The sequence below is a fragment of the Rheinheimera gaetbuli genome (assembly GCF_054781935.1).
In genome coordinates this window covers 622,921-637,470 of the sequence record NZ_BAAGTL010000028.1, presented here as the reverse complement: position 1 = coordinate 637,470, position 14,550 = coordinate 622,921, and the positions used below count along the sequence as shown (strand labels likewise).

At 50.4% G+C, this 14,550-nt stretch carries 11 protein-coding genes; all 11 read right to left on the bottom strand.

What is annotated here, in order from left to right; translation table 11 throughout:
• Window positions 1–22: 22 nt before the first annotated feature.
• The 11 genes from ACYVIC_RS19465 to ACYVIC_RS19415 all read right to left on the bottom strand — a co-directional run bounded on the left by ACYVIC_RS19465 (window position 23) and on the right by ACYVIC_RS19415 (window position 14,515).
• Window positions 23–601 (bottom strand): GNAT family N-acetyltransferase, encoded by a 579-nt coding sequence (locus tag ACYVIC_RS19465; RefSeq protein WP_460862610.1) that lies wholly within the window; start codon window positions 599–601, stop codon window positions 23–25.
• Window positions 602–657: 56 nt separating this feature from the next.
• Window positions 658–2,217 carry an apolipoprotein N-acyltransferase gene (gene lnt / locus ACYVIC_RS19460; protein WP_460862608.1) on the bottom strand — a complete coding sequence of 520 codons (1,560 nt, stop codon included), beginning with the start codon at window positions 2,215–2,217 and terminating at the stop codon, window positions 658–660.
• 4 nt (window positions 2,218–2,221) lie between these two features.
• On the bottom strand, window positions 2,222–3,094 hold the full coding sequence (locus ACYVIC_RS19455) for an HlyC/CorC family transporter (protein WP_460862607.1): 873 nt from the start codon (window positions 3,092–3,094) through the stop codon (window positions 2,222–2,224).
• Window positions 3,095–3,127: 33 nt separating this feature from the next.
• A complete protein-coding gene (ybeY, locus tag ACYVIC_RS19450) occupies window positions 3,128–3,589 on the bottom strand; it encodes an rRNA maturation RNase YbeY (protein ID WP_460862605.1) in 462 nt (153 codons plus the stop codon).
• Entirely contained in the window at window positions 3,589–4,593 is a 1,005-nt protein-coding gene (locus ACYVIC_RS19445) for a PhoH family protein (RefSeq protein WP_460862604.1), read from the bottom strand. The genes ybeY and ACYVIC_RS19445 overlap by 1 nt, the downstream gene beginning before the upstream one ends.
• Before the next feature lie 46 nt (window positions 4,594–4,639).
• The gene (miaB, locus tag ACYVIC_RS19440) at window positions 4,640–6,073 is read right to left on the bottom strand and encodes a tRNA (N6-isopentenyl adenosine(37)-C2)-methylthiotransferase MiaB (protein WP_460862602.1); all 1,434 of its coding nucleotides are present in this window, start codon (window positions 6,071–6,073) and stop codon (window positions 4,640–4,642) included.
• A 235-nt stretch (window positions 6,074–6,308) separates the two neighbouring features.
• A complete protein-coding gene (locus ACYVIC_RS19435; RefSeq protein WP_460862600.1) occupies window positions 6,309–7,157 on the bottom strand; it encodes a DMT family transporter in 849 nt (282 codons plus the stop codon).
• A 107-nt stretch (window positions 7,158–7,264) separates the two neighbouring features.
• On the bottom strand, window positions 7,265–11,764 hold the full coding sequence (locus ACYVIC_RS19430; RefSeq protein WP_460862599.1) for an EAL domain-containing protein: 4,500 nt from the start codon (window positions 11,762–11,764) through the stop codon (window positions 7,265–7,267).
• 120 nt (window positions 11,765–11,884) lie between these two features.
• Window positions 11,885–12,841: a cobalamin biosynthesis protein CobD/CbiB gene (locus tag ACYVIC_RS19425; RefSeq protein ID WP_460862597.1), complete on the bottom strand. Its 957-nt coding sequence runs from the start codon at window positions 12,839–12,841 to the stop codon at window positions 11,885–11,887.
• 1 nt (window position 12,842) lies between these two features.
• A complete protein-coding gene (gene mtnN, locus ACYVIC_RS19420; RefSeq protein ID WP_460862595.1) occupies window positions 12,843–13,553 on the bottom strand; it encodes a 5'-methylthioadenosine/S-adenosylhomocysteine nucleosidase in 711 nt (236 codons plus the stop codon).
• Between the two features lie 74 nt (window positions 13,554–13,627).
• The gene (locus ACYVIC_RS19415; protein WP_460862594.1) at window positions 13,628–14,515 is read right to left on the bottom strand and encodes a pirin family protein; all 888 of its coding nucleotides are present in this window, start codon (window positions 14,513–14,515) and stop codon (window positions 13,628–13,630) included.
• Between the last annotated feature and the right edge of the window lie 35 nt (window positions 14,516–14,550).

Below are 14,550 nucleotides of genomic sequence, written 5' to 3'. Positions count from 1 at the left end.
TTCCTGGTATAGTTTACTTTAACTAAAGTGCAGCAAACGCCGGGTGATACTGCACCCGGCCGCTTTTGCCCTTTAACGCGCCGGGTTTTAACTCCAACAGCATAAAGCTACTATCCGGCGCCTGCCACGGGCCGCTGATGTTAAACCGGCTGGCAGGGCTAAAACCAAAGCGGGGGTAGTAAGCCGGATGCCCGAGCACAACCACTGCCGCTATATCGTGTTTTTTACACAATTCTAAACCGGCTCGCACCAGCGCCGAGCCAATGCCCTGATTTTGTATAACTTTGCGCACCGCCATTGGCGCTAAGGCCATTAGCTTAACGCCTGGTGCGTTATCCAATGTCGCTGGCGAAAACATCACATGGCCGACAATCTGGCCGTGTCGCTCTGCTACCAGCGAAATACAGTTACTGCATTGCTGACGCAGACAAGCTATTAGTTGTGCTTCAGTCGTATTGTTAAAGGCGGTTAGAGTAAGCTCGGCTACAGCAGCGAAGTCGGTTTTGGTCTCAGCTCGTACTGTGGTGTCATACCCCAAGGCGTGCCAGGTACTGTTACGCCGTCGTTGTAAGGTGCGGGCAATGTTATGCAGTAAAGTCATCACAACTCACTGTAAACCTTAAAGGTGGTAACAGTGTAACCGACAGAGGCTGTCAATCAAACTTTTGTTTGTTTAACACGATGCCGCAGCTGTTGACCGGCAGCTAATAGTAACACCGTGCCGCTAAGCAACCATAGCCACAGATCACCAAAGCGGGCGTAAGGCGTTTGGCCGCGAGTTAACTGTACTCTGTCTTGCAATACGGCCTCAACAAACTGCGGTGCAAGCTTGCTGATACTGCCATCGGGTTTTACCACTGCAGTTATGCCGTTGTTGGTGGCACGCAGCAGCGGCCGGCCAAATTCCAGTGCGCGCATTTGCGCTATTTGCAAATGCTGATGCGGGCCTATGCTGTCGCCAAACCAGGCGTCGTTACTCACTGTTAGCAGCAGTTGGGTATGCTCTGTCATATTGGCACTTATTTGCGCTGGGAAGGCGATTTCAAAACAGATAGCCGGCAGCAGGTGGTAACCATTGGCAACCAGGTTGGGCTGCACATAGGCGCCGCGGGTAAAGGAGCTCATGGGTAAATCAAAAATAGGAGCCAGTTTTCTCAGCCAGCTTTCAAACGGTACAAATTCACCAATTGGCAGCAAATGGTGCTTGCTGTAACGGTTGCCGTGGCCGTAAAAGTAGTCACCGTCGCTGGATTCTGGCTGGCGTTTGCCCAGCACGATCAGGTTGTTCCAGGCTTGCTGTGTTTTGAAGTCGTAGTCCAGAATGCCGCTTACTACTGCCGTATTGGCATACAGCGCAGCGCGGTTCAGGTTGTCCAGGTAGCTTTCTGCCAGTGGCTCTAATTGCGGAATGGCGGCTTCAGGCCAGATAACTAAGTCAGTTTGAAAATGCGGTCGGGTCAGGTCCAGATATTTCAGCATGGTGGGCCATTCTTGCTCTGGCGCCCAGCGTAACTCTTGCTTAATGTTACCCTGTACCAGCAACACGTCTAAGCTGTTATCACTGTAATGCCAGCCTTTTACCGCGCTAAGCTGCGGTGCTACGACAAACAACAGAGCGGCTATCAGCAGATAACCGTAGCGGGCTAGCGCTGGTTGCGGGCGAAATAACTGCGCCAGCGCGGCAGCGCTAAACACCAGTAAAAAGCTGATGCCGGTTTCGCCAATCAGCGGGGCAAAGTTGTTCAGGCCATGCTCTGTTTGGCTGTAGCCCAAAGACAGCCACGGAAAGCCGGTGAGTAATACGCTTCGTAGCCATTCGGCAGCTGTCCAGCAAGCAGCAAATAACAATGGCATAACAGCTTTGTGGGCCAGTTTGTAGCTAAGCCAGCTGCTAAATGCCGGAAATAACGCCAGGTAGCCGACCAGCAGCGCCATCAGGCCTAAACTGCCGGCCAGTGGCAGGCCGCCAAACTGGGCAATGCTAACATGCACCCAGCTTATGCCAACACCAAACCAACCCACGCCAAAGCTAAAGCCAAACAGCAACGCCTGACGTGCACTGCGGGCGTGTTGCAGCGCAAACACCAATACTGACAGCATAAATAGCGGTAGCCACCACAAGGTATAGGGCGCATAAGCCAGCGTGGTTAAACCGCCAGCCAGGAGCAGCGCCAGCGGGCTTAACGCACAAGAGAAGCGGGACAATACAGCGCGCACCGTATCAGCTGGCGTCCGTGCTAACCGGCTCTTTGGCGCGGATCACCTGCAGTTGCACCAGGCGGCGGCTGTTGGCTTTGCTGACTTTAAACGTCAGGCCTTTAAGCTCGATGCTCTCGCCTTTAGCCGGCATATGACCAAAGGCATGCAGTACTATGCCGCCGATGGTGTCGGCGTCCTCTTCATCGAAGTCGGTACTAAAGCTTTCGTTAAATTCGTCCAGCGGCGTTAAGGCGCTTACCTGAAATACCCGTGAGGCCATTTTTTTGATGTCGTGTTCTTCTTCGTCATCGTGTTCATCTTCAATTTCACCGACGATTTGCTCAAGAATATCTTCAATGGTAACCAGGCCGGAGACACCACCGTATTCGTCGACGACCACTGCCATATGGTAGCGTTTTTGGCGGAATTCTTTTAGTAAAGCATCTACCCGTTTGCTCTCCGGAATAATAACCGCCGGGCGCAGTAAGTCGCGCAGGTGCCAGTCGCTGACATTGGGGTCCAGCGCGTATTGCAGTAAGTCTTTTACCAGCAGAATGCCTTCTATATGGTCTTTATCTTCATTGACCACCGGGTAACGGCTGTGATTGTTTTCCATAAGAATGGGCAACATATCGGCGACAGAGTCATCAATATCAATAGTGGCCATTTGTGAGCGTGGCACCATAATATCGCGTGCCCGCATGCTGGATACCTCTAGCACGCCTTGCAACATACTTTGCGTATCGGCATCAATTAACTGGCGGTTTTGCGCTTCGTTAATGATGTCCTGTAAATCAGAGATGTCTTGTGGCTCTGCGTTAAAAATACTGGCTATTTTATCCAGCCAGGATTTACCGGCAGAACCGCTTCTAGAGTGGGGATGGTCGTCACTCATAGGTGAACTGTTGCTCCATATAAATAAAAAAACCTATTCGTCGTCTAACAAATAGGGGTTAGTGAAGCCAAGTTGCTGCAAAATGGTAATCTCTTCTGCTTCCATTTGCACGGCATCGTCGTCATTTATATGGTCAAAACCGAGTAAATGCAAGCTTCCGTGTACTACCATATGTGCCCAATGCGCCTGCAGGCTTTTACTTTGTTCAACCGCTTCAGTAGCAACTACCGGGGCACAGATGACTAAATCGCCCAATAAAGGTAGCTCTATGCCGGGCGGGCACTGAAACGGAAAGCTAAGTACGTTGGTGGGCTTGTCTTTAGCGCGATAGTCAAAATTCAGCTGCTGGCTTTCGTTGTTATCAACAATGCGTACCGTAACTTCGGCCTCTGGCTGAAACGGTAATATCGCTGCTTCCAGCCATTGCTGAATATCAGCTTCGCTGGGCAAATCAGCTGCGCTGCTTGCTAACTGTAAATCAAGAATAATCGCCATTATTGCCCTTTCGCCGCGTTATCGGCCGCCAGTTTAGCTGCTTCAAAGGCTTCATAGGCCATGACAATGCGCTGCACTATCGGGTGGCGCACTACGTCTTTGGCCGTAAAGTGGTTAAAGCTGATTTCAGCTACGTCGCTCAGTACATCTATGGCGTGCTTTAAGCCGGAATACTGGCCGCGAGGTAAGTCTACCTGGGTAATATCGCCGGTGATCACTGCTTTGGAGCTAAAGCCAATCCGGGTTAAGAACATTTTCATTTGTTCTACCGTGGTATTTTGGCTTTCATCCAGAATAATAAAGGCATCGTTTAGCGTGCGGCCGCGCATATAGGCTAGCGGTGCAATTTCAATAATGCCGCGTTCCAGGTATTTCTCTACTTTTTCAAAACCAAGCATTTCAAATAAGGCGTCGTACAAAGGCCGCAGATAAGGGTCAACTTTTTGTGCTAAATCACCGGGCAAAAAACCCAGCTTCTCACCGGCTTCTACCGCCGGACGGGTTAACACAATGCGCCGCACCAGGTTGCGCTCTAATGCATCTACCGCGCAGGCCACGGCTAAATAAGTTTTGCCGGTACCGGCCGGGCCAATACCAAAACAGACATCGTGGTTTAGCACGTTGCTAACGTAGGTGGCCTGGTTTGGGTTGCGCGGTTTAATTAAGCCTTTTTTGGTCTTCAGGCTGAAGTCACGCGTTTCACTGTCGGCTTGCTGGTACTGAATGTCGTAGTTTTCACTGATCAACAAATGCACCTGCTCGGGGGTTAACTCCGCGTTAGGGGCGGCCGTCAGCGCGTACAATTGTTGCAGCACATCCAACGCAGCGGCGACATTGTCTGCCGGGCCAGCCACTTTTAGTAGATTATCGCGGTGGCTGATGTCGACCAGTAAGCGGCGTTCAATGTGTTTTACGTTATCGTCAAACGGGCCGCACAACAGGGTTAAACGACGGTTGTCGGCGCCTTCCAGGGTTAAGTCTGCTGTATGTAACGGTGTGCTCAAAAGCCTGCCTCAGTAGCAAAGGGGGGCCCTAAGGCCCCCGGATTAATTACGGAATATAGCTGGTTACACCCAGTGTATCTGGTGCGGGTTCAGCTTTCTGCCGCGCCAGTATTTGCTGTGGGGCAATCTCGCGGCGCAGGCCCATGTCGCGTTCGGTACGAATAAGCTCACCGCGCAGAGAATTACTGAACACGTCGGTAATTTTTACATCGACAAAGCGGCCAATCATATCCGGTGAACCTTCAAAATTGACCACCCGGTTATTTTCGGTGCGGCCTGTCAGTTCCATAATACTCTTTTTTGACGGGCCTTCTACCAAGATGCGCTGTTCGGTGCCCAGCATACCACGCGCAATTTTCAGTGCCTGTTGGTTAATGCGGTCTTGCAGAATATACAGACGCTGCTTTTTCGCGTCTTCGCTAACGTCATCTGGTAAGTCAGCGGCGGGCGTGCCCGGCCGTGCGCTATAGATAAAACTGAAGCTCATATCAAAATCAATTGCCTGGATCAGGTCCATAGTGGCCTGGAAGTCGGCATCGTCTTCACCCGGGAAGCCGATAATAAAATCAGACGACATGCTTAAATTCGGCCGGATTTTCTTCAGCTTACGAATTTGTGATTTATATTCCAGCGCAGTGTGGCCGCGTTTCATCAGGTTTAAAATGCGGTCAGAGCCGCTTTGTACCGGCAGGTGCAGGTGATCAACCAGCTCGGGTACGTCGCGGTACACTTCAATAATATCGTCGGTAAACTCCACAGGATGCGACGTGGTGTAACGAATGCGGTCAATGCCGTCAATCGCCGCCACTAAACGCAGTAACTCGGAGAAATGGCAAATACTGCCGTCAAACTTTTCGCCGCGGTAACCGTTAACGTTCTGTCCCAGAAGGTTAACTTCGCGTACGCCTTGCTCGGCCAATTGGGCAATTTCAAATAATACATCATCCAGCGGCCGGCTGACTTCTTCACCGCGGGTGTATGGTACCACGCAGAAGGTACAGTATTTAGAGCAGCCTTCCATTACCGAAACAAAGGCGGTTGGGCCGTCCGCTTTAGGCTCTGGCAGACGGTCAAACTTTTCAATTTCCGGGAAGGAAACATCCACCACCGGTGATTTATTACCGCGTACGGCGTTGATCATCTCTGGCAGGCGGTGCAGTGTTTGCGGGCCAAATACGATATCGACATAGGGCGCGCGCTCACGAATAGCGGCGCCTTCCTGCGAGGCAACACAGCCGCCTACACCGATGACGAGATCAGGGTTCTTTTCCTTAAGCGGACGCCAGCGCCCCAGCTGATGGAATACTTTCTCCTGCGCTTTTTCACGGATAGAACAGGTGTTTAGCAGAATTACATCTGCGTCTTCTGCCTCTTCGGTCAGCGTAAAGCCATGAGTGGCATCCAGCAGGTCGGCCATTTTCGATGAGTCGTATTCGTTCATCTGGCAGCCCCAGGTTTTAATGTGCAGTTTTTTGCCCATTGTGCGTCGTTACCTGTATTGTCACTTGGAAAAAAGGGAGCGTATTTTAGCCTGTTCGGGCCCGCGTTGCCAGCACTGGCGTAAAATGGCTGTTCCTGAGTAGGGCAGGGATCGGTTTACCCACGTCAACGCGCCGTAAACCCTTCCCTGGGGGCTCGACTCAGGCATCCATGCCTTCAACGGTTGACTTAGAGTAAACCGATCCCAGCCTGTTCGTGACTCAGCTGCAAAACCGTCACAACAACCTCTGCCGGGTGGTGATATAGCCGGCGTAAAAAATAACCAGCACCCCGGCAAACCAGGCCATAGTTACGGGCTCTTGCCAGAACAGATAACCAAACAAGCCGGCAAAAATAACGCTGCTGTACGTCCACATGCCAATATCACTGGCCGGCGCTACGGCATAAGCGCGTGTCATTGCCAGTTGGCCAATCGCCGCCAGTACGCCCATCGCCACAAAAGCCAGCCATACCTGGTTATTTAGTGGTTGCCAGTAAAACGGCACCGGTATGGCAGACAATACTGCGGTGAGCAGGGAGAAATAAAACACAATGCGTACCGCAGGCTCAGTATCTGACATATAGCGGATAGTGGTTTTGGTTATGGCCACTAACACCGCTGACAATAAGCCAACCAGCAAAATCGCATCGGCATTGCCGTAGTTGGCCGGTAGCGCCAACATTACTCCGACAAAGCCCAACAAAATGCCAAATAGCGTCAGCCGGCTGGGGCGCTCTTTTAACCAGAAGCGGGCAATAAGCGGAACAATAAACGGCGATAACAACAACACCAGCATGCCTTGCGCCAATGGCAACCTGGCCAGCACATAGAAAAAGCAGTACATCGAGATAATGCCGGTTAGGGCGCGGCTAAGGTGCAGGTACCAGCGTTGGGTTTTTAACAGGTTAAAACCATATTTGTACAAAAACGGTAGCATGAGTAATAGCGCAAAAAAATTACGAAAAAACACCACTTGTACTTCAGATGCAGTACTGCTGGTAAACTTAACAATAGCACCGATACCAGCAAAGCAGGCTTCTGCCAGCAATAGCAATAACGCACCTTTGACGAGTGGGGATAACATAACTACTCAGTGGTCAGAATGGACGCACTAGTATAACAGAGTGGTTGTAAACTGGTTGGCGCGGAATATCGCAGCGCCGGGTCTGTTTGGCGCTCGATTGTGTGGTGTTAATGTTCTTGCAGCAGATAATCCTCCATTTGTACTGCTGGCATTGGTCGGGCAAACAAATAGCCCTGGATCAGATAACACTGGCGGCGGCTGAAAAAGGCCAGCTGCTGCTCCGTTTCTACGCCTTCGGCGATGCAGTACATGCCAAGGCTGTTAGCCATTGATAACATCGCTTCGATAATGGTCTCGTCACTGTTGTCGATACCGATGTCCTGCACAAAGCTGCGGTCTATTTTTATGCCATCAATCGGCAGTTCTTTCAGGTACTTTAACGAGGAGTAACCGGTGCCAAAATCATCCAGTGCCAGCTGTACGCCGAGGAAGCTCAGTGACAGCATAGTTTCAATAGCACTTTCATGATCACGCATCAGGCCGTTTTCGGTAACTTCAAACCGCAGATAGCTGGCAGGTATGTCGTACTTCTTTAACAAGTGTTTGGTATGCTCGGCCAGCGACAGTTGCTCAAGGTGTTGTGGCGAAATATTGACTGACAAATAGATCAGATGGCCATTCCTATGCCATTGCTGCAGGTCTTTCAAGGCACGCTCAAGTAGCAGGTTGGTCATATTAATAATCAGCCGCAGCTCTTCGGCTAATGGAATAAACTCGGCCGGTGAAATTAAACCATCGCTACTGTACCAGCGCAACAGTACTTCAGCACCTACCACCTGCCGGGTTTGGCTGTTAACGATTGGCTGATAGTAATTGATAAACTCGTTTTTTTTCAATGCGCTACGTAATCTGGTTTCGCGTGCCAGCCGCATATGGGCTTTTTCATTCATTTCGGCAGTAAAAAACTGAAAGTTATTCCGACCCGCTTCTTTGGCGTGATACATCGCTACATCGGCATGCTTGAGTAACTCAGTGGCATTGATGGCATCTTCGGGGTACACCGCGATACCTATGCTGGGTGAAATGCCAACGGTATGGGTGCCAAACTGCATGGTTTCGCTGACAATGGTTAGCATTTTTCGCGCGACATGACTGATATTGTCCTGCGCTTTATAACCCTCAAGCAACACGACAAATTCATCCCCGCCAAGCCGTGCCACTGTGTCGCTGTCACGCAGAGTTAACGTAAGGCGGCGTGCCACTTCTTTTAACAGCAAGTCGCCTATATCATGGCCAAGCGAATCGTTAATTTGTTTAAACTTGTCCAGGTCGATAAAACACAGTGCCAGCGAGCGCTTGTCACGTTTGGCTTGATCAATGCCGTGGTAAATACGGTCCATCAATAGTGCGCGGTTAGGCAGGCCGGTTAAGGCATCGTAATTAGCCAAATAACGCAGCTCATCTTCGGCCAGCTTTTGTGCGGTGATATCGGTAAATACCAGTACATAAAAGGTAGGCTGCTCTGGTTCTGCTATGGCGCTTATATTAATCAGTGTCGGGCGCTCACGGCCATCAGGTGTGATAACCAGCTCTTCACCTTGCCAGTGCTGGCCCGGGGTCATGTCTCTGAGCAGCCCGGTATAAAAACGTCGCCGTACCAGGCTAATACCCAGATGGTGGGTTCGCGGTTGATCCAGATACAGCTCCATATTGCCAAAGGCGCTACAGAATGACTGGTTTGCTGTCATAACACGTTGTTGCGTATCAAGAATAACTACCCAATCGCGGGTTTGCTGAAAGGCCTCGCCAAATAGCCGGGCTTTTTCCTGATTAGCCCGTGTTTCGGTAATGTTGCTAAAGGTGCCAATCATTTGCAATGGCCGGTTTGCACTGTCGCTGCTGGTGGCTTTGCCCTGATCTCTGAACCACAGCCAGTTATCATCGCAATGTTTTAAGCGGTAGGTACAGTCGAAGCCTTGCTGCGGATCTTGCATAAACCGTTGCCAACGGCTGTTAAATTTATCCAGGTCGTCGGGGTGAATAAGACTGATATGTTGTTGTAGCGTTAACATATTCATGTTTTCAGCATAGCCCAGCATGTTGTGCATGCGTATGGCGAATAAGCTATTACTCTCGGCTTTCCACTCAAAGGCACCGCTATTTACCGATGCTAATGCCTGTTTCAGGCGTTGGGCACTTTGTTTTACTTTATCATGGGCTGCGCTGACTTCACGTTGTTGCTTTTGTCTGAAACGATAAAAACGAAATAAGATTAGCGACAACAGCAGAAAATAGCTTGAAATAGCCCAGCCCGACAGCCAGGGGGCGGGCTTGATGGTTAATGTAAAACTGGCAGCAGGGCTTTCCTCACCCGTTTCCGGTGACACTGCCACCACATTAAATTGATAACTGCCGCTATTTAATTGCGGAAACACTATGCTGCTACTGCGTTGTAACGGATATGTCAGCTCGCTGCTGCCACTGAGCCAATAGCGATATTTTAGTTTATGGTTACGGCTGAAGCTCATGGCGCTGAACTGCAACGTAATACCTTGATCCTGATGTGACAATGTGAGGTGGCGGCCATTAAGTTTGGTTTGTAACGGTTTGAAGTCTCCGCTGAGTACGCTTATACCGGTAATAATTACCGGGTTGTTGTTATGCTGTGGTGCCAGTTTGTCGGTTGCAACAAACGTCAGGCCGCGCATTGAACCATAAACCAGCTGGCCGCTGTAATGCACTGCGACTGCCCCGCTATTGTACTCATGGGTGTCCAGGCCATCATCGCGGCTAAACAATTCTATTTGCAGTGTCTGTAGATTTAACTTGCCGAGCCCCTGATGGGATGAAAACCATATGTCGCCATTTGTTGCCGTTTGCAGGTCGTAGATAGCATCAGGCACTTGTTTTTCGCCAGTGTTCAAAGTGTGCTGCAGTTGAAGTGATGTCAGATCAAAACCAAGCAAGCCGATACCAGACATACCAACCCACAATCTGTTTTGCGAATCTGTTGTTGCGGTATCGGCAATCCGGTTTAAGTGCGGCTGATAGTCTTTATGTCTGAATAATAAGCGGCTGCGCTGGCTGTCGGGCTGCCACAGCCATATTTCATCAGGCTTGCTTAGCAGTAATCCACCTGCTGGCCCTGTTAGTTGGTGCAAGATCACGCTATTGCTGTCAACGGTGAAATCTGGCAGTGCTGCAGTCATATTTTTTACATGGTGCGTTACTACATCGTAGCGGAAAACTTCAGCCTGACGAAAAAAGTAAATATGCTGGCCATATTGAAAATACGAGTAACTAAAATGGTCCAGTAACGTCGTGTTACGGCTATCTGCTAACGGTGCTGCCGTTTGAGTCAGTTGTTGCTTGTCAAAATAGCGCAGGCCAACAGCAGTATCTAACCACAAGCCGTGCGAACCCGCTGGCAAAATGCGGTAAATAGCACCTTCATGCTGCACAGCTTTGGCATCGTCTGAAACCAAAAACTGGCCGTTGTTTAGGGTGTTTTCATCCAGGCGGTTTAAGCCATTGGCAGTGCCTACCCATAATGTCGGCCCATCTTGCAATAAACTGTATACCTTGTCACTGCTAAGCACTGAGCTGTCATTGCGCCGGCTTAGTTGGCTAAAAGCTTCACTTTGTGGGTGCCAGTAATAGACCCCATCGTCGCGTGATGCCAGCCAGTAACCGCCTTCGTTGTCGGCGACAATATCTAGAATACTATCTTCAAACAGCCCCAAACCCGCCGAGCTAAATTGCACCAGTGTTTCAATATCTTTAGTTTGCGGCGTATAGCTAAGCAAACCGCGTTCGGTTGGTATCAGCAGTTTGTCGTCTTGCCACAGCAGCTGCCAAATATTAGGTTGCGCCAGTTCAATCTGAGTTTGATATGCCGTTCCGTGCTCCAGGTACGCCTGCACGTCGGGCAAACTTATACTGTAAAGGCCGGCAACTGTACCGACCCAGAGCCTTTCATTAGCAATGCTAAGCACTTTAACATGACTGGTATCAGCATTAGCTGCAGCGGCGGCTAAATGAGGCAGATATTGATGCTGGCCAGTCTGCATATCGTAAACAATCACGCCGTTGAAGGCTGCCAGTAACACGTAGTGCTGCCATACCAGTAGACCTCGTAGCCAACCGTCGTTGTGGCCCAATTCAGTTAAGCTAAAGCGTTTTATGGCATTGCCAGACTGGCTGGAAACCTGATACAGCGTATTTGCAGTGGTAACCAGCATGCTGCTGTCGTCATATTGCATCAAGCCAGTGATAAAGGGATGCAGCAGTGTTTCGTCCTGTTGTTGTAGCTGACTAAATAGCTGCATATTGCCGTCTGGTTGCTGGTAGCGGTAAATGTCACCGCTGGCGCTGGCAGCAAAAATCTGGTCGTTACTGTCGCGTAGCAGGCGGGTGAACGATACCGCGCGCAGGTTATATTGAGCGGTGCCGGGCTGGGTAACTTGGATACCATCAAAACGGTTCAAGCCGCCTGCAGTAGCCACCCAGAGAAAACCATCCTGGTCCAGCATCAGGTCATAGATGCTGCCTTGTGACAGCCCCAAATCGGGTGTCAGTGGTCGTAATAACGGTGTTGCCGGCACGGATAGCGTTAGCCAGAGCAGAAAAAATGCCGCATAACGCCATAATTGTGGCAGAAAGTTCACTACATCTCCCATCTGGTAGCTTTATCAGTATTATTGGTGCTACGCCAAGTGTGCTGAAAAACATATAACGAGAACAGCTTAGAGTCCAGCGCTGTACTGAAAATAACATAACTTAATAACTTAATAACTGACTAACCAAACCACCTGTAACAACAGTATTACGCTGGCAAGCATTACTAATGCCAAATGGTTCTGGCGGGTTAACTTTAGTATTTTAGCGATATCAGTAGCTGTCGGCTCTTGCTGCTGTGTAATTCGGCTGCGTTGGGTTTTAATGCTACCATAGTACACAGGCCCGCCCAGGCTGCGTCGCAGGGCGGCAGCACTGCAACATAGCAGCCAGTGTGGCAGCCGGCCGATATGCAATGGCTTGGCACTGCAACTTTGCCAGCACTGTCTGACACCATAGTTTAAGGCAATAACAGCACAACAAACTACTATTGCCGGTGCCGATAATAGCTGCACCAGACGTGCCACTGGTTGGCCAAAATAACGATAGCTTACTTGCTTAATGTTCCATTGTTGCTGTAATACCACCAATAGCCGGTAGCCCAGCGCCGCTAAACCGCCAGCCGCCAAGAACCATAGCAAAGTAGCAACTACTTCAGTGGCACTGCGCAATAGCAAACTTTCGCATACCGCTTTGCTCAGCCCCATGTTGCTTAGGTTATCAGTGCGCCGCAGCAACAAGGTGCTTGCCTGCTCCCTGGCCAGGCTAAGTTGATTACGCTGCAATGCCTGCTGTATTTGCCAGGCTGCCTTGCGTCGCTGCTGCCAGTCAATGCAAGCAAACAGCAACAGCGCGTCGAACAGCTGCGGTAACTGTGAAAAGTGATACAGGCTATAGCACAACGCTATTATTGGCAGCGTTGCCACTAAGGTAGCCAGCATACCCGAGATGTAAAGTTGCTGGCGGGGACGGCTGGGATCAGGGTTGACTTTTTTCCCCAGCGCAAACGCCAGGTAACGATAAAGCGTAAGCGGGTGATAGGCCAATGGCAGTGGCAGTATAGTGCTAAGCAACACCACCAACAGTAACAGTGGTGGGTTAAGCCAGACGTCCTGCAGCCACTGCACGTTATAAAGCAACAGCGGCCAAACGTGTTAACAGCTGCTGCACCATGGCGGAGCTGTTTTCTGAGGCGACGGCCAGATAGGCTTCAAAAGATTGCGGCGACTCTTTACCGGCAATATCACTCAGGCTGCGGATCACGACAAAGGGGGTGTTGAGCATGTGGCAGACCTGAGCTATGGCTGCGCCTTCCATTTCTACCGCCAGCATGGCAGGAAAGTGTTGGCGAATAACAGCAATGCGGGCCGGGTCACAGATAAAGCTATCACCGGTGGCAATCAGACCTTTTTTGGTCTGACAATAGCCCAATGCCTGAATACTGTGCTCGGCAGCGTCAATCAGTGCCGGGTGGGCGTTAAACGCTGCTGGCATTTGCGGTACCTGGCCTATTTCATAGCCAAAAGCGGTCACATCAACATCGTGATGCCGCACTTCGGTGCTGATCACTACATCACCCACATTTAGTTCTGGGTCAAAACCACCGGCTGAGCCGGTGTTTATAATGGCATCGGGTTTAAAATGTTGGATCAGTAGCGCTGTAGCCAGTGCTGCTGCCACTTTGCCAATACCAGATTGCACCAGCACCACCTGCATGCCTGACAGCTTGCCGCTGTGAAAGGTGTAGCCACCTAGTTCAGTGCTGGTGATGTCGCTGATTTGCTGGCGCAACAGCGCCACCTCGGGCTCCATTGCGCCGATAATACCGATTAATTGCATGCTGACTCTCTGTACTTTCAACAAAGGCGTCAGTATAAAACGCGACAGCGGGAAAATCTCGCTTTTTGCCGCTTTTATTGTGTCAGCGTTATGCTGAGCGCAGCGGTATTGTCAGTTAGCTTACCTTGCTGGTAATCGCTTATTGCCTGTTCGATTTCTGTCACGCTATTCATTACAAAAGGGCCATATTGCACTATTGGCTCACCAATAGGTGCAGCGGCCAGAACCAGAAACCGGCAGGATTGTTCAGCTTGCAGTGTCAGGCTGTTGCCGTGAGTCAGCACCGCAGCATGGTGTACCGGCACTTTTCTGATATCAGCGCCATCTGCTATCTGTACAGAGGAGTGATAAGGATAAACCAGTGCATTGTGTGCAGGTGGCAGTGCTAACGTCAAACTTTGCCCGGCATTTAACGCAATATCGTAATACTGTGGGTCGGTGCTCAGGCCCTGGATCGGACCGCCCAGCTCAAGTTCGTCTGTGTGCAATACGCCGGCAATCACTTTTACACTGCCTTGCGCCAGTTGTTGCTGCGCAATGAGCTCTGGTGCTATATCGACATAAGCGGCCGGTTTCATCTTTTCGCGGGCCGGCAAATTTATCCACAGTTGAAATCCCTGCATCAGGCCTTGTTCCTGTTGCGGCATTTCGGAGTGAATAATACCGCGCCCTGCAGTCATCCATTGCACACCTCCGCTTTTTAGATGCCCCTTATTGCCCAGATGATCTTCATGCAGCATATGGCCTTCAAGCATGTAAGTTACGGTTTCAAACCCCCGGTGCGGGTGAGCAGGAAATCCCTTAATGTAGTCAGCAGCTTTGTCTGAACCAAAAAAATCCAGCATTAAAAACGGGTCCAGCCGGGTGTGCTGGTTTTGCCCCAAACTACGTCTGATACTCACTCCGGCACCATCAGAGGTGGTTACCGCTGGTATTAAACGTTGAACATTACGTGCAGTCATAAGGCGCTCCATTTGGCTTTTGCCTATTAAATGCC